Origin of the sequence: Streptococcus sp. 2154 (genome assembly GCF_013277255.1) — a bacterium.
Classification (GTDB): domain Bacteria; phylum Bacillota; class Bacilli; order Lactobacillales; family Streptococcaceae; genus Streptococcus; species Streptococcus pseudopneumoniae.
The window spans coordinates 1-19489 of sequence record NZ_VMMK01000029.1 but is presented as its reverse complement, the minus strand read 5'-3'; the positions used below and the strand labels follow the sequence as shown (position 1 = coordinate 19489).

At 40.4% G+C, this 19489-nt stretch carries 13 protein-coding genes, 1 tRNA gene, 1 other RNA gene and 7 pseudogenes; 5 read left to right on the top strand and 17 right to left on the bottom strand.

Going from position 1 to position 19489, the window contains the following annotated elements; translation table 11 throughout:
• Positions 1 to 143 precede the first annotated feature (143 nt).
• Positions 144 to 1154, top strand: a complete 1011-nt coding sequence (locus HT693_RS05255; protein ID WP_172924986.1) for a YeiH family protein — start codon at positions 144 to 146, stop codon at positions 1152 to 1154.
• Positions 1155 to 1307: 153 nt separating this feature from the next.
• Here the strand turns inward: HT693_RS05255 and HT693_RS05250 are convergent, their stop codons facing one another.
• A complete protein-coding gene (locus HT693_RS05250; protein WP_000076488.1) occupies positions 1308 to 1745 on the bottom strand; it encodes a CoA-binding protein in 438 nt (145 codons plus the stop codon).
• Between the two features lie 84 nt (positions 1746 to 1829).
• Positions 1830 to 4463, bottom strand: coding sequence for a DNA polymerase I (gene polA / locus HT693_RS05245; RefSeq protein ID WP_172924984.1), 2634 nt, complete (start codon positions 4461 to 4463; stop codon positions 1830 to 1832).
• 444 nt (positions 4464 to 4907) lie between these two features.
• On the opposite strand from polA, the pseudogene HT693_RS12370 reads away from it, so the two are divergent.
• A pseudogene (locus HT693_RS12370) lies at positions 4908 to 5400 on the top strand (IS66 family transposase); the annotation flags it as partial.
• Positions 5401 to 5622: 222 nt separating this feature from the next.
• On the opposite strand, the gene HT693_RS12245 reads toward HT693_RS12370, so the two are convergent.
• The 4 genes and pseudogenes from HT693_RS12245 to HT693_RS11925 form a co-directional block, all read right to left on the bottom strand.
• Positions 5623 to 6525, bottom strand: a complete 903-nt coding sequence (locus tag HT693_RS12245) for an N-acetylmuramoyl-L-alanine amidase family protein (RefSeq protein WP_138705017.1) — start codon at positions 6523 to 6525, stop codon at positions 5623 to 5625.
• Between the two features lie 52 nt (positions 6526 to 6577).
• A pseudogene (locus HT693_RS05220) lies at positions 6578 to 7810 on the bottom strand (IS630 family transposase).
• A 39-nt stretch (positions 7811 to 7849) separates the two neighbouring features.
• Positions 7850 to 8248: pseudogene (locus HT693_RS05215) on the bottom strand (helix-turn-helix domain-containing protein); the annotation flags it as partial.
• 295 nt (positions 8249 to 8543) lie between these two features.
• Positions 8544 to 9514 (bottom strand): annotated as a pseudogene (locus tag HT693_RS11925) (PD-(D/E)XK nuclease family transposase).
• Between the two features lie 112 nt (positions 9515 to 9626).
• On the opposite strand from HT693_RS11925, the pseudogene HT693_RS05200 reads away from it, so the two are divergent.
• A pseudogene (locus HT693_RS05200) lies at positions 9627 to 10474 on the top strand (IS630 family transposase).
• A gap of 56 nt (positions 10475 to 10530) precedes the next feature.
• Here the strand turns inward: HT693_RS05200 and HT693_RS05195 are convergent.
• The 10 genes from HT693_RS05195 to comW all read right to left on the bottom strand — a co-directional run bounded on the left by HT693_RS05195 (position 10531) and on the right by comW (position 17985).
• Positions 10531 to 11499 carry a ribose-phosphate diphosphokinase gene (locus HT693_RS05195; RefSeq protein WP_000010164.1) on the bottom strand — a complete coding sequence of 323 codons (969 nt, stop codon included), beginning with the start codon at positions 11497 to 11499 and terminating at the stop codon, positions 10531 to 10533.
• A 144-nt stretch (positions 11500 to 11643) separates the two neighbouring features.
• Positions 11644 to 12459, bottom strand: a complete 816-nt coding sequence (locus HT693_RS05190) for a PrsW family glutamic-type intramembrane protease (protein ID WP_172924982.1) — start codon at positions 12457 to 12459, stop codon at positions 11644 to 11646.
• Positions 12460 to 12483: 24 nt separating this feature from the next.
• Complete coding sequence (locus tag HT693_RS05185) at positions 12484 to 12981, bottom strand: carbonic anhydrase (protein ID WP_007285146.1); 498 nt, start codon at positions 12979 to 12981, stop codon at positions 12484 to 12486.
• A 72-nt stretch (positions 12982 to 13053) separates the two neighbouring features.
• Entirely contained in the window at positions 13054 to 14415 is a 1362-nt protein-coding gene (gene radA, locus HT693_RS05180; protein WP_074017595.1) for a DNA repair protein RadA, read from the bottom strand.
• Between the two features lie 13 nt (positions 14416 to 14428).
• Positions 14429 to 14944 carry a histidine phosphatase family protein gene (locus HT693_RS05175; RefSeq protein ID WP_171043301.1) on the bottom strand — a complete coding sequence of 172 codons (516 nt, stop codon included), beginning with the start codon at positions 14942 to 14944 and terminating at the stop codon, positions 14429 to 14431.
• Position 14945: 1 nt separating this feature from the next.
• On the bottom strand, positions 14946 to 15389 hold the full coding sequence (locus HT693_RS05170; RefSeq protein WP_138699244.1) for a dUTP diphosphatase: 444 nt from the start codon (positions 15387 to 15389) through the stop codon (positions 14946 to 14948).
• A gap of 56 nt (positions 15390 to 15445) precedes the next feature.
• Positions 15446 to 15543, bottom strand: an RNA gene (gene ffs / locus HT693_RS05165) — signal recognition particle sRNA small type.
• Between the two features lie 32 nt (positions 15544 to 15575).
• Positions 15576 to 16043: a tRNA adenosine(34) deaminase TadA gene (tadA, locus tag HT693_RS05160; RefSeq protein WP_016397786.1), complete on the bottom strand. Its 468-nt coding sequence runs from the start codon at positions 16041 to 16043 to the stop codon at positions 15576 to 15578.
• Positions 16044 to 16243: 200 nt separating this feature from the next.
• Positions 16244 to 17530 (bottom strand): adenylosuccinate synthase, encoded by a 1287-nt coding sequence (locus tag HT693_RS05155; protein WP_016397785.1) that lies wholly within the window; start codon positions 17528 to 17530, stop codon positions 16244 to 16246.
• Between the two features lie 230 nt (positions 17531 to 17760).
• Positions 17761 to 17985 (bottom strand): sigma(X)-activator ComW, encoded by a 225-nt coding sequence (comW, locus tag HT693_RS05150; RefSeq protein WP_345890522.1) that lies wholly within the window; start codon positions 17983 to 17985, stop codon positions 17761 to 17763.
• A 284-nt stretch (positions 17986 to 18269) separates the two neighbouring features.
• On the opposite strand from comW, the pseudogene HT693_RS11920 reads away from it, so the two are divergent.
• Both HT693_RS11920 and HT693_RS11915 read left to right on the top strand, forming a co-directional pair.
• A pseudogene (locus HT693_RS11920) lies at positions 18270 to 19101 on the top strand (IS630 family transposase).
• Positions 19100 to 19387, top strand: a pseudogene (locus HT693_RS11915) (transposase); the annotation flags it as partial. The pseudogenes HT693_RS11920 and HT693_RS11915, both read left to right, overlap by 2 nt.
• Here the strand turns inward: HT693_RS11915 and HT693_RS05130 are convergent.
• Positions 19376 to 19449, bottom strand: a tRNA-Asn gene (locus HT693_RS05130). The pseudogene HT693_RS11915 and the gene HT693_RS05130 sit on opposite strands and share 12 nt — an antisense overlap.
• Between the last annotated feature and the right edge of the window lie 40 nt (positions 19450 to 19489).

Genomic DNA, 19489 nt, shown 5'->3' with positions numbered 1-19489 from the left:
TCTCCTACTTTCAAAACGTATCTCTATTATACTACAAAAAACCCCCGACCGCAAAAATACATGATAGAATAGCTTTCCACTTTTTATTTTACTTTTCCTGTTTATAGGTCTATAATGGTAAGAGATTTTATTTGGAGGTTTTTATGTCATTTCTATCAAAAAATGGAGCAGGTATCTTTGCCTGCCTTCTCATTTCAATCGTATCTTGGTACTTAGGAGGATTCTTCCCTGTTATTGGCGCGCCTGTTTTTGCGATTTTTATGGGCATGCTCCTACATCCCTTTCTCTCGTCCTATAAACAACTGGATGCTGGATTGACCTTTAGTTCCAAGAAATTGCTCCAATATGCCGTTGTCTTGCTTGGTTTTGGTCTCAATATCTCGCAAGTCTTCGCAGTTGGGCAATCTTCACTCCCTGTCATCCTGTCCACTATCTCAATAGCTCTGATTATTGCCTACTTCTTCCAGCGCTTCTTTGCACTGGATACAAAACTGGCTACCTTGGTTGGAGTAGGTTCTTCCATCTGTGGGGGTTCTGCCATTGCTGCGACAGCGCCCGTTATCCATGCCAAGGAAAAGGAAGTAGCCCAATCCATTTCCGTTATCTTTTTCTTCAATGTCTTGGCTGCACTCATCTTTCCAACCCTCGGCACCTGGCTTCATCTATCCAATGAAGGCTTCGCCCTCTTTGCAGGGACTGCGGTCAACGATACTTCCTCTGTAACGGCTGCCGCCAGCGCTTGGGACAGTCTTTACCAAAGCAATACCCTCGAGTCTGCAACCATTGTTAAACTCACACGTACTTTGGCCATTATCCCTATCACGCTCTTTCTATCCTACTGGCAAAGTCGCCAACAAGAAAACAAGCAAAGCCTACAACTGAAAAAAGTCTTCCCACTTTTTATCCTTTACTTTATCCTTGCCTCTCTCCTCACTACACTACTCACCTCTCTAGGTGTGTCCAGTAGTTTCTTTACCCCACTCAAACAACTCTCTAAATTCCTTATTGTCATGGCCATGAGTGCTATCGGACTCAAAACAAATCTGGTCGCTATGGTCAAATCCAGCGGAAAATCCATTGTTCTCGGAGCCATCTGCTGGATTGCCATCATCCTCACCAGTCTTGGTATGCAGACCCTTATCGGCATTTTCTAATACTCTTCGAAAATCTCTTCAAACCACGTCAACGTCGCCTTGCCGTATATATGNNTCAAAACTGTGTTTTGAGCAGCCTGCGACTAGTTTCCTAGTTTGCTCTTTGATTTTTATTGAGTATAACACAAAAGGTAGCCCACCAGCTACCTTTTCTTATGCTTCCTCAATTAAGCGTGTATGTTCTCTCTTGATGCAACGATTCATCACGATGTCATCACATCCACCAGCACGCAAGATTTCTTCCGCTTCTAGACTTTCAAGTCCTAGCTGTGCCCAAAAAATCTTGGCATCAGCTTTGAGAAAATCACGCGCCACATCAGGCAGAAACTCGCTGCGACGGTAAACATTGACAATATCTACAGGAAAAGGAATCTCAGCTAGACTAGCATAAGCCTTTTCACCCAATATTTCGCCACCTGCCACCTTGGGATTGACTGGGATGATTTTATAACCCCGAGCCTGCATTTCCTTGGTCACTCGATTGCTAGTTGTTTCTTCACGGTCTGACAAGCCCACAACAGCAAGGGTTTTACTCGTTGCTAGATACTGACGAATCACACCATCACTTGGATTGATAAATTCTTGACTCATAGAAATCCTCCTTTTTCATCAGTATAGCACAATTTGAAAAGGCTTGCATAATTCTACTACAAAAAAGGAGGACTAGCCCCCTTTTTATTTAGCCTCGTACCAGGTTGCCCCTTCATTTTCATCTGCGATGAGGGGAACACTGAGTTGAATGGCTTCTTCCATGGTTTGTTTGACCAATTTTTTCATCTCTGCCAGCTCCGATTTAGGAACTTCAAGGACGATTTCATCGTGCACTTGTAACAGCATCTTAGTCTGATAGGCACCTGCAATCAAGGCTTTATCCAGCTGGATCATGGCAATCTTGAGAATATCTGCCGCCGAACCTTGGATAGGAGAGTTGATGGCAGTCCGCTCTGCGAAACCACGAATATTGAAGTTGCGCGAATTGATATCTGGCAACTCACGACGACGCTTGAAGAGGGTCTCCACATAGCCCTTATCACGCGCCTCACGCACCACTTCATCCATGTAGTTTTTAATACCTGGGAAGCGTTCAAAGTAGGTATCAATGTAGGCTTTGGCCTCCTTACGGCTGATGCCCAGATTATTAGACAAACCAAAATCTGAAATGCCGTAAACCACTCCAAAGTTGACAGCCTTGGCATTTCGACGGTCGTTTGCAGTCACATCCTCAGGACGCTCAATGCCAAAGACCCGCATGGCTGTCGAAGTATGGATATCTGCCCCCTCTTGGAAAGCCTTAATCAAGTGCTCATCCTTAGAAATATGCGCCAAAACGCGCAATTCAATCTGTGAATAGTCCGAGCTGAGCAGCACACTATCCCCCCACTCAGGCACAAAAGCCTTCCGAATCAAGCGCCCTTGTTCCAAACGCACAGGAATGTTTTGCAAGTTTGGATCCACACTAGACAAACGCCCGGTCTGGGTCAAATCCTGCACATAACGAGTATGAATCTTGCCATCAGCCAAAATCCAGTCCTGCAAGCCAATCACATAAGTCGATTGAATCTTAGCAATCTGACGATAGTCGAGAATTTTCTTAACGATTGGTGCAATCGGAGCTAGACGCTCCAAGACATCCACGGCAGTCGAATAACCTGTCTTAGTTTTCTTAGTATACTCGAGAGGAAGCCCCAATTTCTCAAAGAGAAGCACTCCCAACTGCTTAGGAGAGTTGATATTAAACTCCTCACCAGCCAGTTCATAAATCTCCTGAGTGAGTTTTTCAATGACAAGCTCATTTTCAGCCTGCATTTCAAGCAAGGTTTCTTTTTTAACCTTAATCCCAGCAATTTCCATCTTGGCAAGGACAAAAGCCAGAGGTTGCTCTATATCATAAAGAAGCTCTAACTGCCCATTTTCGCTGAGTTTTTCAAGCAAAATAGGCTCTGTTTCGACCAAAACGGCAAGCTTACGAGCCAAATGGTCCAAGAATTTCTCACGTTCAGGAATGGCCTTCTTGACTCCCTTACCGTAGAAGGTTTCATCATCAACTAAATAAGTCTGACCATAAAGACTAGCGATGGTCGCAATTTCATTGTCCTCCACAGTCGAAAGGAGGTATTTAGCCAAACGGCTGTCAAAAGCAGGCGCCTGCAAATCCACACCCAAACGATGCAAGAGAACTTTAGCTTTCTTAAAGTCATAAACTCTCAAAGGTGTTTTTTCTAAGAAGTCCTTGAAAATCGACTCTTGCAACAGCTCAAGCTTGTCTGTAGCATAAAGCTTATCCCCACAAGACCAAGCAAAACCAACCAAATCGTCCGTATGGTAATTTTCACCAAAAAGCTCAAAATGGAAGATAGACTCTTCACACAGCATATCTTGACTGATTTGGTCAACAATAGTAAAATCCAAGCTCTCAGCCACATCAGCTGACGACACATTTAAAGCCTGCTTGAGCTGTTTGAAGCCCATCTCATCGTAGAATTTTCCAAGATTTTCCACATCTGGACCACTATAGACCAAATCCTCTAAACCAATCTCAATCGGTGCCTTGGTATCAATGGTCGCCAGTGTTTTAGATAAAAAGGCCTGTTCCTTATCATTGATAAGGTTTTCCTTCATCTTAGAAGCCTTCATCCCATCAATATTTTCATAAATTCCCTCAAGCGAACCATGCTCCAGCAAGAGCTTGATACCCGTCTTTTCACCGATTTTGGTCACCCCAGGGATATTATCCGACTTATCTCCCATAAGCGCCTTGAGATCGATAAACTGCGTCGGTGTAATGCCCATCTTTTCCATGAGATAATCTGGCGTAAAGGCCTCAAACTCAGCTACACCTTTCTTGGAAATTTCAACCACCGTATGCTCATCCGTCAGCTGAATCAAATCCTTGTCCCCACTGACAATGGTAATATCAAAACCATCCTGCTCAGCTAGCTTATCCAGCGTCCCAATGATGTCATCCGCCTCATACTGAGCCAGCTCATAGTGACGAATCCCCATATGATCCAGCAACTCACGAATGAAAGGAAATTGCTCACGAAACTCATCAGGAGTCTTAGCCCGACCACCCTTATAGTCCGCATACATCTCTGTCCGGAAGGTCGTCTTTCCCGCATCAAAAGCCACCAAAATATGACTAGGCTCCACCCGCTCCAACAAATGGCTCAACATCAACTGGAAACCATAAATGGCATTGGTATGCAAACCAGCCGCATTCTTAAAACGGTCCAACTGCTGATAGAGTGCAAAAAACGCCCGAAAAGCAACAGAAGACCCATCAATCAATAATAATTTTTTCTTATCCATACACCCATTATAAAGGAAAGAATCAAAAAATACCATTGGGAAGAGCTAGAGCAAGTATTTTTCAAACTTTTTCCCGAATAAATAGATAGAAGCATTGAAACTAGTAAACTTAGATTTAAAAATGTGCTATAATGAAAGACAAACTATAAGAAAAGTCAATAGTTTATCTAAAATATTTCTTATTTCAATTTGATGATTTAGCGATGATTTTAGAGCACGGCAAAAATCCCTTGAAAAAGTCCATTTTTTTCAAAGGTAATCTTGTGTTAATTTCAGAAATTACATCACTTTTTGTTCGTCAAATGGTAGCTCTTTTTTAGGAGATAAAACATGGTTCGGATAAGTTTTTTTGCAAGGTGGATGATGGCTACATTGTAATGTTTTCCTTGTTCTAACTTAGTCTTAAACTAGGCCTTAAAAGCAGGTGAAAAGCGATTGCATGCTTTGCCAGCTGATGAACGACTACAGAAACGTCAAGAAGAGCTCCAACCCCTAATGGAAGACTTCTTTGCTTGGTGTCGGCGTCAGTCAGTTTTACCTGGTTCAAAACTAGGAAGGGCAATTGAATACAGTCTCAAGTATGAAGAAACCTTTAAGGCCATTTTGAAAGACGGGCATCTGGTCCTTTCCAATAATCTAGCTGAACGCGCCATTAAATCATTGGTTATGGGACGTAGTAAAAGAGTCCAGTGGACTCTTTTAGCCTAAGCTAAATTTTAAAAAGCGAGGGTGGTTGTTTTCTCAAAGTTTTGAAGGAGCTAAAGCAAGAGCTATTATTATGAGCTTGTTGGAAACAGCTAAACGTCATCAATTAAATAGTGAGAAATAGCTATCCTATCTTCTAGAATGTCTTCCGAACGAGGAAACTCTCGTAAACAAAGAGGTTTTAGAGGCTGATTTACCATGGACTAAAGTTGTACAAGAAAAGTGCAAATAAGAAATCTCCAGATTAGGAACTATCCGTGAGTTCTCTAGGCTGGAGATTTTTCAATATACTTCGTTATTAGGCGGTTACGACTGAAATATCGTCTTGTTCACTTTTTATTTTCTTCTAACCAATAGACGGAGTTGCAAGGAAAATGCCAAAAACTCTACCCCTATAGCTAACAAAGAGCAAAAAAACTAGGAGAGAACTCTCCTAGTTTTAAATTATCTTGGATTATTTAACCCACTCACCGTTGTGGTTTACTTTATAACCATCTACAGTTGTATTAACTGCAAGAGCTCCTGACGCGTATGAGTAGTACCATTTACCACCAACTTGATACCAACCAGTTGCCATTGCACCTGATGATTTCAAGTAGTACCAAGTACCGTTATCTTTAACCCAACCAGTTGCCATTGAACCGTTGTCGTTTAGGTAGTACCAAGTACCATTGTCTTTAACCCAACCAGTTGTCATCCAACCAGCTTGGTCGAAATAGTACCAAGTGCCATTGATTTTTTCCCAACCATTAGTTGTGTAAGAACCATCAGCGTGTTTGTACCACCAGCGAGAACCTGATTGAACCCATGCTGCTTGAGCAGCTGGTTTTTCAGCAGAAGCTACTAGTTGAGGAATTTCCAAAAGGGTTGCTTTACCATTTTGTACTCGAACTGTTAATTTATATGTTCCACGTTTAGTTTTAACTTCAACAGTACTTTTAGCTGATTTTTCATACTTAATCTCAACTGCTTTACCATCAAGTTTCAGTTCATTACCTTCTTTATCATAAACCTTAACATATCTATCGGTAACAACTCTTTGTTTATTAGATTGTTGAGATTGTTGAGATGCAAGGTGAGACTTAATATCATCAATAGTCAAATCACCATTTTCAGTAGTATTAACTTTACCACTTGCTTCTTCTCCACGTTTAGCTGCTGCTTCTGCTGCTTCTGCTGCTTCTTTAAAGAGTTTAGAAACTTCTGCACTTGGTTCTGTTCTCTCATCAGCTGCAGGTTTAGCATTTGGCAATGTTTGAACATTAGCCTCACTAAAAGTTGCTGTATCAGCTGAAACAGCTTGTACAGCACCAAATGCTGCAAGAGCGACTGCGCTTGTCAATAAAACTTTTTTCATCGTTTTATCTCCTTTGTTTTTCTTTAAAATATTTTTTCGTAAGACTACCTTACTACCATAGATTATATAAATATTTGCAGGATTTGTCAAGAGTTTTCTTCGAGTTTTTAAACTTTTTACCTATTTTTTCAAAAAAGCCAAATTTCAAGTTCAAGTTAGCCATCAAGAAGTCTTCTCTGGGTGATTTGTAGTTCAAGCATTTTTTAGGATAGTTATTAATCCAATTTTAGATGAATGCGACTTCTTTGGGAGTCGTTTTCTTAGTTCCCTTAGGTAACCATCTCCGAATGAGCCTGTTGTGATTCTCATCAGTTCCCCCTTTTCCCAAGAGGCATAGGGGGGCGCATAATAGATATGTTCCTCAGAAAATACATCAGACAAGCGGTGAAATTCTGTACCATTATCTGCCGTGATGGACAGAATCTTGTCTTGTTTTAAGATGAGTTTTAGAGCCTGATTGACCGATTCAGCGCTTTTATTATGCCATATGGCATTGTCCATAACGAGTAAAAGATAATCATCTGAATAAGCTTGTGAAAGCTCTTCTAAAAAAAAGGCGTTCATCCACTCAGTATGACATCCACCAGCGATTAAGAAAAATGATTCGCCTGTATGGGCATCAACAGCTCCATAACAATAGCAAAATTCTCGTATATAGTGACTATGGACATGTGGACCTACTCCCATTGGAGACCAACAAGATCCCAGTTTACTGATTCTACCGAAACCAGCCTCATCTTGGTACATCAAGCGAACCTTACGAAAAGGTCTACTGGTTTTAAAGCGCTTTCTTGTCTTCTTGAATTGAGATTTTATTTTTAGACGCGACAATGGTTTGAGAGTCTACTTTCTTGGGATGTGCTGGACGTGGCCTAATATTTCGCCAACCATGGTGCTTCAAGAGTTGATAGAAGGTATCACGTGTGTAGGAAGAACCTAACTCCTTTTTATAAGCCTGAAATAAGGCATCAATTGTAACAAATTCTCCTGCCTCTGCAGCCTTCAAATGACGGGCAAGAAAGGCTTTCTCTTCCTCAACTGTCATATATGCGTGGTTACGACCACCACGTGTTTCTTGAAGGAGAGAATCGAGTCCTAACTCCTCATATTTTTTTACAGTTGGCCAAATCGTTGTTTGATTACAGTCTAAAAACTCTATAATCTCTTTATAAGATTTACCCATCAGACGAAATAGAACGATTTGAAGGCGTTTATGATATTTAGCTGTACTAGAGTCTTTTAAAAGTGTTTTGATAGCTTGGATTTCTTCTTTAGTTGATTTCATATTACTATTATATAATGCTTTTTGATTTTAGTCTAGTATTAATCCCAATTTTCCATTATGAATACAATAGTAAATGGTTGAAATTCCCACGTTAACCCCTTTAGCCATAACCATCATTTCAGGAGAAAACTTTTGATTATGATAGTGGAGAATCTTTTCCTTTAGTTCTTTGGTTAAGCTTGATTTCTTGACCGAGCGCCTGCGATTGTTTTCATAAGACTGTTGAGCATAGTCGGTAGAATAAACCTCTTTGAAGCGCCCTTTTCCAAGACATTGTCAGACTGTCTCACGCTTGATTTCAGTGTGGATAGTTTGAGGAGCTTTTCCAAGCAAAGAGGCAATTTCTCTATTTGATTTTCCTTCTTTTGTTTGGCTTTTGTAGTATAATTGTCTTGCATCTCTGTGCCTTTCTTGTGTTTGTGGTTGAACAACAAGTATAACACAGAGGTGTTTTCTTATGCCTAGAAGAGCTTTCATTTTTTTCAAAAAAGGTTGAAAAAACACCTTTGTGAGATGAAATACCCTTCAAATACCGTATCTCCCAAGTGAAAATCTCACAAATTTCTTAAACTTTGAGTCAAACTTCACATATCTAATCCATATCGATAGTTGGACAGAACTCACTTCTATGGTATTATCCTATCCCCCTTCCAAATGTCAAGCAAAAATGACAAGTATTTTAGAAATAACTCGCCATTTCATTAACTTTCTACTATATTAAAAAAATGTGACCTCATAGCAAGGACTCAAACTCAGCGACGCTCATACCCAGCTGATGGCTGGCAACCTCGGAAGTCAGAAGTCCTTGGCGAACCATATCCAGAAAGGCAAAAAGTTTCCCACGTTCCAAGCCTTCTTCTCGCCCTTGTTCAATCCCTTCAGCTCGTCCACGTTCAAGACCACGCTCCAGTCCCTGTTCAATCCCCTCTGCACGACCACGCTCTAAGTCTTTTTCCTCCGCTTGTTCCAATGCATAGTCATGAGCGAGTAAGGCTTGTTCTTCACGCATACGTAGTTGACTAAACATTTTCCTGTCCTCCTCGGACCAGCTCTTGTAATCTAGCAGTTGGTCTGCCTGGCTGATGGCTCGCTCGGGGCGCTGGGTAAAGGGTTTATTCCCGAAAAACTCCAACCATGGCTTGCGAACGCTATCCTTGCTGGTTTCTCTGTATTTTTTAATTCCAAGAATACCATCTTGACTAGATGGTTTTCCTGTCCATTGTTTGTGATGGTTAAGACTTCACCTGTCGTTCCCTCTCGCATACTAAAGCTATGAAAAGCTTAATCATCCTGAAAGTAATTACTATCCACAATAGCTATTGCGTATACTGATGCGATGTGTTTATAACTTTGGTGAGCGTTTCCTTCTTATTGGCGAATTTTTTCTAGATTTTGATTGACCTGACTGCACAAGTAAGCCCACAGGAGATTGATGAAAAAATTCTGATGATGAACTTGAATTTCAATGATTACTTGGGTTCCATTATCCAACTCCACCAAGACATCAATACTGGTATAGAAATCTTGTGCTTAATAGGGCAGAGAAGGCAAGACGTGAATGTTACTTCCTTCCAAAATGGTCACATTTTTTGCTGGTAAATCCAGCATATCGCGAATAAATTGACAAGTGATTTCTGGATTGCTGAAAATTTTCTTAGCGTCCAAATCATTGGTTGAGCTAATGCCCGGATGTCTTAGAATCATTCTTTCTCTCCTTTCATTATAGCACATTTTTAAATCTAGGTTTGCTAGATTCACTGCTTCTATCTATAGTAAAATGAACCAAAAACAGTACACAATGTTGTATAATCTTCTTATGGCATATTCAATAGATTTTCGTAAAAAAGTTCTCGGCTATTGTGAGCGAACAGGTAGTATAACAAAAGCATCACAGGTTTTCCAAATCTCACGTAATACCATTTATGGCTGGTTAAGGCTAAAAGAGGAAACAGAAGAGCTAAACCATCAAGTAAAAGGAACAAAACCAAGAAAAGTTGATAAAGATAGACTTAAAAACTATCTTACTGACAATCCAGACGCTTATTTGACTGAAATAGCTTCTGAATTTGGCTGTCATCCAACTACTATCCACTATGCGCTCAAATTTATGGGGTACACTCGAAAAAAAGAACCACACCTACTATGAACAAGACCCAGAAAAAGTATCCTTATTTCTTAAGAATTTTAATAGTTTAAAGCACTTAGCACCTGTTTATATTGATGAAACAGGATTCGATACTTACTTTTATCGAGAATATGGTTGCTCATCAAAAGGTCAGTTAATAGGAGGTAAAGTCTCTGGAAGAAGATATCAGGGGATTTCTTTGGTTGCAGGGCTAACAAATGGTGAGTTAATCGCTCCAATAACTTACCAAGAAACAATGACGAGCGACTTTTTTGAAGCTTGGTTTCAGAAATTTCTCTTACCGACATTAAATACACCCTCAGTTATTATTATGGATAATGCAAGATTCCAATAGAATAGCTAGAATAGAATTCTTGTGTGAAGAGTTTGGGCATAAACTTTTACCCCTTCCTCCCTACTCACCTGAGTACAATCCTATTGAGAAGACATGGGCTCATCTCAAAAAGCATCTCAAAAAGGTATTACCAAGTTGCAATACCTTTTACGAGGCTCTTTTGTCTTGTTCTTGTTTCAATTGACTATATTTATTCGGAAAAAAGACGAAAAAACCTGAGAACCATCTCAGGCTTGGTCATTAAATTTTTTTCTCAATACCGAAAAGTGGAGAAAGTGGTCGTTTTTCATGAATACGTACGATAGCATCCCCTAGGAGATGAGCGATTGAAATCTGCTCAATCTTATCAATCAAACGCTCTTCTGGAAGATAGATGGTATCCAAAACAACCAATTTCTTAATAGCTGATTTTTGGATATTGTCCGTAGCAGGACCAGAAAGAACTGGGTGCGTACAGCTTGCATAGACTTCAACAGCACCAGCTTCCGCAAGAGCATCTGCCGCATGACAAATCGTTCCAGCGGTATCAATCATATCATCAATCAAGATACAAGTCTTGCCTTCAACCTTACCGATGATGTTCATAACTTCACTAGTATTCATCTTATCAACGCTACGACGTTTATCAATAATAGCGATAGATGTTTTCAAAAATTCTGCCAACTTACGAGCACGAGTTACCCCTCCATGGTCCGGGCTGACAACCACATAGTCAGAACCAACCATACCACGACGCTCAAAATAATCTGCAATCAGAGGAGCGCCCATCAAATGATCCACAGGAATATCAAAGAATCCTTGAATTTGCGCAGCATGCAAGTCGATGGTCAATAAACGATCCACTCCAGCTACTTCAAGCATATTTGCGACAAGTTTTGAAGTGATTGGCTCACGCGCTCTCGCCTTTCTATCCTGACGTGCATACCCATAGTAAGGCATGACAACATTGACAGATTCTGCACTCGCACGCTTCAAAGCATCCACCATAATCAAAATTTCAAGCAGATTGTCATTTACAGGCGAGCTAGTTGATTGTAGGATAAAGACGTGTTTCCCTCGGATTGATTCTTCGATGTTGACCTGAATCTCTCCATCTGAAAATTGGCGAACACTTGATTTCCCCAACTCTATCCCAATCTCCTGCGCCACACGTTCTGCCAATTCTTTATTAGAAGAAAGGGCAAACAGCTTTAAATCAGAAAAAGACATGATTTCCTCCGGTATATATGTATCGCTTGTGCTTTTCACAAGATTTTCCATCTACCATTGTAGCGCTTTTTGCACTATTTTTCAATCAAAAATAAAAGAAGGGTACCATATTTGTACCCTTGCATCATTATTTTGAAAAATATTCTAGTTCATCAACTCATTGTGCTTCTCAACAAAACGATAAGCCTGATAAAAACCATAGAGAGTAATAGCCATAATCACTGGAATCGCTAAGGGCAACTCTGTCTCTAATTCTACAAAAGGAGAGTTAAACAAGAAATGAGTTCCCAAGGCTAAACCTAGGAAAATAAGCCCCTCTTTCTTGCCAGCCATCTGCCCTTTATAGGCTCTGTAAAGCAAGTAAACACCTACTACAGCCAGACCTGAAAAAGTCCAGTGAGAGGCAATTCCTGAGATAATACGCTCTAAAATTCTCGAAATAGTAAAGTCAAATCCCTCTGGCAAATCCGTACGAATATAGCTAATATCCTCAATCATTTGGAATCCCAAACCAGAAGCAATCCCTAGTAAAAACAAGGATTTTAATTTTCGCACAGGAATCAAAGTCAAAACAAAAACAAGTGGCAACAATTTCAAGGGTTCTTCTACCAAAGGAGCCACAATAGCACTTTCAAAGGCATTTAAAAATGCACTATCTGGGAAAAGAACACCCAGCAAATCATGGATATAGGTATTCGCAAAGCTAGACAACCAGCCTGAAAGGAACATCCCACCCAATAAAGACAAAATCAAGGCTTTCTTTGGCAATTCCCATTTTTTCCCAATACAGAAAATGAAATAAAGAGCTGGAATCATGTAAAAGAGAGCTAGAAAGATAGAAACTCCCATTAGTCCATATTCCGCACCTGACCTCGAACCGTCCGTATAGTAGATGGTTTCATACTGTAAACCAATACATAGCAATAAAATAAAAATAAATAAAATACTGCTTTTCTTCATACACTTTCTTTCTAAATGAAGTATTTATAATTCTACGACTGTCATACTTCCTGTATCAACATTGTAAATGGCACCAAAGATAGTGACATCGTCTGGTATTAGGGGAGACTCGATAAGCAGTTGCATATCCTCGCGTACACTCTCTTCTATATCTTGGAAGGGCAAGAAGTCCTGGTCTGACACATCTACACCTAATTCCTCTTTTAAATACTCCTGAAAAGGTTCATTTTCAAAGGTCTGAGCACCACAGTCTGTATGGTGCAATACCACAATCTCTCTTGTCCCCATTTGTTGCTGGGAAATAACTAGCGAACGAATCATGTCTTCAGTCACTCGACCACCTGCATTCCGCAAGATATGAGCATCCCCAAGTGCCAAGCCCAGAGCTTGCGCAACGTGCAGACGAGAGTCCATACAGGTCACAATAGCTACTCTTGTTTTGGGTTTAAGTGGCAGATTTAACTGCCCATGTAAGGCAACATAAGCCTGATTAGCTTGCATAAACTGTTCAAAATACGACACGATTCCCTCCTTGAAAATTTGATAGTCAAACATTTCTCCTATCTTATCATTTTTAAGAAAATTTGTCACGGATTATGCAAAGACCTTTTTCAAAACTTCCTGAATCGTTGTCACGCCAATGACCTGAATTTCCTTAGGCAGAGTGATTCCTGTCAAGGAATTCTTAGGTACATAAATCTTAGTAAAGCCCAGTTTAGCAGCTTCGTTGATGCGTTGCTCAATACGATTCACGCGCCGAATCTCTCCTGTCAAGCCCAGTTCTCCGACAAAACATTCCTGAGGATTAGTTGGCTTGTCTTTGTAGCTCGAAGCAATAGCAACTGCAACAGCCAAGTCAATGGCAGGTTCATCCAATTTAACACCACCAGCAGATTTGAGATAGGCATCCTGATTTTGCAAGAGAAGCCCTGCCCGTTTTTCCAAAACAGCCATAATCAAGCTAGCACGGTTAAAATCAAGTCCTGTCGTAGTACGCTTGGCATTTCCAAACATGGTCGGTGTTACCAAAGCTTGAACCTCCGCCAAAATCGGACGCGTCCCTTCCATGGTTACAACGATGGAGGAACCAGTCGCCCCATCCAAACGCTCTTCTAGGAAAACTTGACTCGGATTGAGTACCTCAACCAAGCCGCCCGACTGCATCTCAAAAATCCCAATCTCATTAGTGGAACCAAAACGATTTTTGACCGCTCTCAAAATACGAAAGGTGTGGTGACGCTCCCCTTCAAAGTAAAGCACCGTATCCACCATATGCTCCAACATACGAGGCCCAGCCAAGGTTCCTTCTTTGGTCACATGACCTACGATAAAGATGGCAATGTTATTGGTCTTGGCCAACTGCATGAGTTCAGCGGTCACTTCACGCACCTGAGAAACAGACCCCTGCACCCCTGAAATCTCAGGAGACATGATGGTCTGGATGGAATCAATAATGAGAAAGTCTGGCTGGATACGCTCCACTTCTGCACGAACACTCTGCATATTGGTCTCTGCATAGAGATAAAACTCACTATCAATATCACCTAAGCGCTCTGCACGTAGTTTAATCTGCTGGGCAGACTCCTCCCCACTGACATAGAGAACTGTCCCCACTTGGGACAACTGGGTTGAGACTTGTAGGAGAAGAGTTGATTTCCCAATCCCAGGATCCCCACCGATGAGGACGAGACTTCCTGGTACCACTCCGCCTCCAAGCACACGGTTGAATTCCTCCATCTCCGTCTTGGTTCGATTGACATTGATGGAAGTCACCTCAGCTAGTTTCATGGGCTTGGTTTTCTCACCTGTCAAGGACACACGCGCATTCTTGACCTCGGCAACCTCAACCTCTTCCACAAAAGAAGACCAAGACCCACAGTTGGGGCAACGTCCCAGATATTTAGGGGAATTATACCCACAATTTTGACATACAAATGTCGCTTTTTTCTTTGCGATGACAAACCTCTTTCTATATCTCTAACTCACACTCAATCACTTGGCAAAAATCAATCTTCTCATTTGGCACAAACTGGCGCATGAGCATTCGATGAGCAACAACTACCACAGTCTGATGTTCTCGATACTTAGACATACATTCTAGAAACCGAGACTTCATTTCCGTAGCTGTCTCATATTGAATAGGACTATTAGGAAGCAACTCCCCCTTGTTTTCTAAAAACAGTCTTCTAGCTGTTTCAAAGTTTTCTATTCCTGTTTTATAGACCTGCCATTCATGTAATAAAGGCTCTACTCTTAAAGGAAGACCCGTAGCACAGACCACATACGAAGCTGTTTCTAAAGCTCTTGCGACTGCAGAAGATACGATTATTTCAGCTGACGAGAGTAAAGTATTTTTGCTCAATTTCTGGACTTGCTGCCGTCCCATCTCAGACAAGGGTGCCAAATCTATCCCAAATCCTATATAAGAACGCTCCTCTAACTCACGGTAATCTGGCTCCCCATGACGTACAAAGATAATCTTCATTCTAGTGCCCTGTCGATCCAAATCCACCAGTTCGAACGCCATCAGCCGCATCTCCATCTGCAATTAAGAAAGTAGCAAAAACAGCCTGGACAATACGCTCCCCAACTTCAAGAACAACCTCTTGGTCTGTGATATTCTTCATCTGCGCAAAAATATGCCCTTCATTTCCAGGATTTCCATAATAATCCCCATCAATGATCCCAACTGAGTTAATTAAAACCAAGCCCTTCTTACGAGGATTTGAAGAACGATCATAGAGGTAGAGAACCTCAGTCGGCTGCATATAAGCCTTAACCCCTGTCGGAACCAAGACAATCTCTCCTGGCGCAACAACTATACGCACAGCAACCTTTAAGTCGTAACCAGCCGCATGCGCTGTCTCACGCTTGGGCAATAAATTTTCATCTGTAAAACTCGAAACCAATTCAAAACCACGAACTTTCATAATTTTCTCTTTTCTATTATCATTTATTCTAGATTATTCTATCTTATTTATTCGGAAAAAGCACGAAAAAAAGAGCACACAATTCAAATCGCTTAGGGCTGCTGGATTCCTCCCCTGACCCGCTTCACGCAGAACTGTTGCTCCACTATTTATTATATCACATTCCTATTCATTTTAAAAGCAAAATTATTTTTTCCGTCTATTTCTAAAAAAGTCCTGCATAATAGCTGCGCATTCATCTTCCAAAATTCCCGTTTCAACCTCTACACGATGGTTAAGACGCTCATCTGTCAAGATATCGTACAAACTTCCAGCAGCGCCAAATTTCTGGTTTTTAGCCCCATAGACCACATTTGGAATACGGGCAAGCCCAATCGCCCCACTACACATGACACAAGGTTCAATGGTCACAAAAAGTATGCAATCCAGCAAGCGCCAGCTCTCCTCACTCAAGTTCGCATCCTCTATAGCCATAATTTCCGCATGCATAACCGCTCGCTGTAATTCCTCACGCGCATTATGCCCACGACCAATGATTTCCCCATCTTTGACAATCACACAACCAATTGGAATTTCATCGTGTTCAAGAGCAATCTCAGCCTCTCTCAAAGCCTCCCTCATAAAGACTTCTTTTTCTTCAAGCGTATAATACATCTCTTTTCTCTTTTCCTACTTATCGATTTTATTATTATATCATGAATCCCAACACAAAAAAAGCCACCGAATGCGGTGACTCTATAGGGAGATTATTATGAAAAAGAAAAGTTTAGGATATTTGTTACAACAAGTTAGGAGGTCTTCTTGTAACTGTCTATAGTATACCCGACCTATCTTAAACAAATCTTAAAAATCTCTTAGGACCAAACACTTTCTAAAATATTTGTTTGTTCACGACCAGGACCTACTGAGAAAGTAGAAATACGAACGCCAACCAATTCACTCACACGACGAACATAGTTACGCGCATTCTCAGGAAGATCCTCCAAATTACGAACTCCAGTAATATCTTCTGACCAACCTGGCAACTCTTCATAGATAGGTTTGCAACGCTTCAATTGCTCAAGACTAGCTGGATAGTAGTCAATACGTTGACCATCAAGATCATAGGCCACACAGATTTTCACAGTATCTAAACCACTCAAAACATCGATAGAGTTCAATGAAAGATTAGTAATACCAGAAACACGACGGCTATGACGCATCACAACTGAGTCAAACCAACCTACACGACGTGGACGACCAGTTGTTGTACCATACTCATGACCCACTTCACGGATACGTTCTCCCACTTCATCAAACAACTCAGTTGGGAAAGGACCATCTCCTACACGACTCGTATAAGCTTTACATACACCTACAACCTTGTCAATCTTGCTTGGACCGACACCAGAACCAATTGTCACACCACCAGCTACAGGGTTTGATGACGTAACAAATGGATAAGTACCTTGGTCGATATCTAGCATAACACCTTGTGCACCTTCAAAAAGCACACGTTTGCCATTATCAAGCGCATCATTCAAGATAACAGATGTATCTATCACGTATTTCTTGATTTGTTGACCATATTCGTAATATTCTTCAAAAATATCATCGAAAACAATCTCTTTACTGTCATACAATTTTTCAAAAAGACGATTCTTTTCAGCAAGGTTACGTTCTAAACGCTCACGGAAAATATCTTTATCTAAAAGATCTGCAATACGAATTCCAACACGAGCAGCCTTGTCCATATAAGCTGGACCAATTCCCTTAATTGTCGTACCAATCTTATTGTCGCCCTTAGCTTCTTCTTGCAAGCGATCCAACTCGATATGATAAGGCAAAATAACATGCGCACGATCAGAAATACGCAAGTTATCAGTTGTTACACCTTCCTCATGAAGATAGCTCAACTCTTTTACAAGAGATTTAGGATTTACAACCATACCATTCCCAATGACAGATATTTTTTCAGGGAAGAAAATCCCAGATGGAATCAAGTGCAACTTAAATTTCTTACCGTCAATCACAATCGTGTGACCAGCATTATCACCACCTTGGTAACGTGCAATCACTTCTGCATTCGCTGAAAGGAAGTCTGTAATCTTCCCTTTACCTTCATCACCCCATTGGGTACCTACAACAACAACTGAAGTCATAATCTTGTCTGAGCCCTCAGGCTCTTCCTTTCTCACATACATGGCAGGACTCTCACCTGCAATTATATCTTACAATTTATTATAATAAAAAATCGCCTTTTTATCAAGAAGAAACAATAGAAAGATTTGCTATTTCCAACTATTAAAAAATGATTTAGAAAAATTACTAGCTATTTACTATCATCTTTCCATAAAAGAGTAAATTAGTTCGGAAATTAACTCAGACTATCTCAACAAGAAATAAAACCTTGTTTCATTATCATCTTTTCAAGATACAAACGATAAGCAACACGATAATGGTAAACAATAAAATCCCTACGACACCCAATGCCATATCTAACTAAATAATAAATCAAAAATTTAAAATGAAAATGTTCCCAGTCAAAATGATCACCAAATACAGTACCATACTCTTCTTCAATATTTCTATAAAAATCTGCCATCTGCTCATAAATTTTTTATAACATGATCAAATACTCCTTTTCTTTTTTATGAACTTATTCTAACAAAAAATTTTAATTAATCATTAATAATTCCTGAATTGTACAAATACCAACCTCAATAAGATAAAAAATAGGAAAAGTTGACAGAATAGGAACAAATTTACTACCTAAATTAGACTATTATAGACCTTATTAACTGCGTTAAATACTAAAAGAGAGTTGAGGTAAAAATCTTAAAATAAGAAAAACGCATAGTATAGTTGCTTAGTTTCAAACAAGCATGTTATAATAAAGCTATGGCATATAGTACAGATTTTAAACAGCGAGCATTAGATTACATCAAAGAGGGGCACAGCCATGTCGAGGCAGCCAAGGTTTTTGATGTCGGCGTCAGAACTCTCTTCACATGGAAAAAGAACTTACGTGAACAAGGACACTTAGAGAGGAAAAAGCGAGTCGTCAAAAACCGAAAGATTCCTTTAGAGGAATTGAAATCCTTTGTAGAGGCTCATCCAGATGCTTTTTTACGGGAAATTGCGGCACATTTTGATTGTGCTGTCCCTTCAGTATGGGCAGCTTTAAAGCAGATGAAGGTCACTTCAAAAAAAGATGACGAGCTTTAAGGAACAAGACCCAGAGAAAGTCGCTGAGTTTCTTGATATTTTGGATAACCTAAACGATTTACCAATCGTATATATTGATGAAACAGGAATCGACCGCTACCTCTATCGTCCTTATGCAGGGGCTCCTAGAGGGGAGAAAGTCTATGAAAAGATTAGCGGACGTCGTTTTGAGCGAACTTCAATTGTTGCAGGACAAGTAGACGGAGAGTTTATAGCTCCCATGATTTACAAGAACAGCAGGACAAGCGATTTCTTTGTGGAGTGGTTCAAAACGCAACTCCTGCCTGCTTTGAAGACACCTCATGTTATTATCATGGACAATGCTAGTTTTGATCCCAAGAACATTTTGGATGAACTCTGCATCCAAGATAAACACTTTTTCTTACCTCTACCGCCTTATTCACCAGATTTGAATCCTATTGAGCAAGCTTGGGCTATCTTGAAAAAGAAAGTAACAGATTTATTAAGGGAAGTCCCAACTATTTTTGAATGTTTGGAACGCTGATAACGAGAAAATTGTCAATGCCCTTAAACTAGCCTATTCTAACGCCAAACTAGAAGTCACTAATAATCTCATCAAACTTATCAAACGCAACGCCTTTGGTTTTCGGAACTTTAAAAACTTCAAAAAAAAGGACGAAATTTGCCCTTTCTCGAGATTAGCTTTTCATCAACCCACTACAGTTGACAAAGAGCCGAAAAATGTCTCGCCTCTAATAACACGAGATAGATTATTATTACATAACAAAAAAAGAGGCCTAAACCTCTTAACTAAATTACTCCGCCAGTAGGACTCGAACCTACGACATCATGATTAACAGTCATGCGCTACTACCAACTGAGCTATGGCGGATTAAAGCTAAGCGACTTCCATATCTCACAGGGGGCAACCC